Here is a 956-nt window from a genome sequence, read left to right as displayed (position 1 = left end):
GCGCCGATGCCGACCGCGCAGAGATGGGGTCGAGCGGGGTCCTCGGTCTCCGCCCAGGCGAGCGGAGCGGTGCCCCAGGGCCGCGGCCCCGCACCCGAGACCGCCGAGACGCGGAACCCGCCCGGCGCGCTCGGCGCGCGATAGGCCGCGCCGACGACGATGCTGTGCCGGCCGCAGCAGAGCGAGCCCAGCGTGCCGCGCGCATAGGCCGTGCGCTGCGCGAAAGGCGGCGGGGTGATGCGCGCCGGCACCGCGTCGTGCTCGCGCTCGACCCAGGCGTGCAGCTCCGCCGCCGGGCCGCCGCGATGCTCGAGCGTGAAGGTCCAGACGCCGTTCAGCCGCAGCGACCGGTCCCAACGGTCATCCAGTCCGGGGTCGATCCGCACGCCGATGCAGTCCGGCCGCATCCCTCCAGGATGGCGCGTGTTGCTCCACCAGCCGAATCCCGCCCGTTCCGGCGTCGGTCCGCGCAGCCAGCGCCCCGGCACGCCGTCGGTCGGCGCGAGCGTCCAGGGCCCGAATCCCGCCCCCCCCAGGTGCGGCGGGGCATGCAGGGTGACCTCGATCGTCGCGGCAGGATCGTGCCAGAGCTCGATCTCGGTCAGCGTCTCGTCGGTCGGCTGGATCTCCCAGCCGAAGCTGCCCGACCCGCCGGGCGCGAGCGGCACCGCGGCATGGGCGCGCGCATCGCCCGCATTGCCGGCGCAGACCACCACCGCGACCATCGGCATGCGCGGCCCGCCTCCCTCCACGGCCTCGACCAGGCGGTCGATCGTGCTCTCGACCAGCGAACGGCCGTCATGCGCGCCGGCATGGGTGGCGAGGCTGAGCGTGATCACCACGCCGCGCCGGCCGTCGGCGATCGCGCGTGCGAGGATCCAGTGCACCGCGTCGGCCAGCCGCGTGTTGTCGCTGAGCGCGCGCGGCGCCGGCGGGGCGGCGCCGCCGGCGAGCGA

Annotated in this window: 1 protein-coding gene; it reads right to left on the bottom strand. The window is 76.3% G+C overall.

The window, feature by feature from the left end; genetic code table 11:
• Nucleotides 1-956, bottom strand: a 956-nt coding sequence (locus FK498_RS19605; protein ID WP_202614939.1) for a hypothetical protein, incomplete at both ends; no start/stop codon positions are given.

Source organism: Elioraea sp. Yellowstone (assembly GCF_006704265.1).
GTDB lineage: Bacteria > Pseudomonadota > Alphaproteobacteria > Acetobacterales > Acetobacteraceae > Elioraea.
The sequence above is the reverse complement of the archived record's forward strand: the minus strand, read 5'-3'. Positions and strand labels throughout refer to the sequence as shown.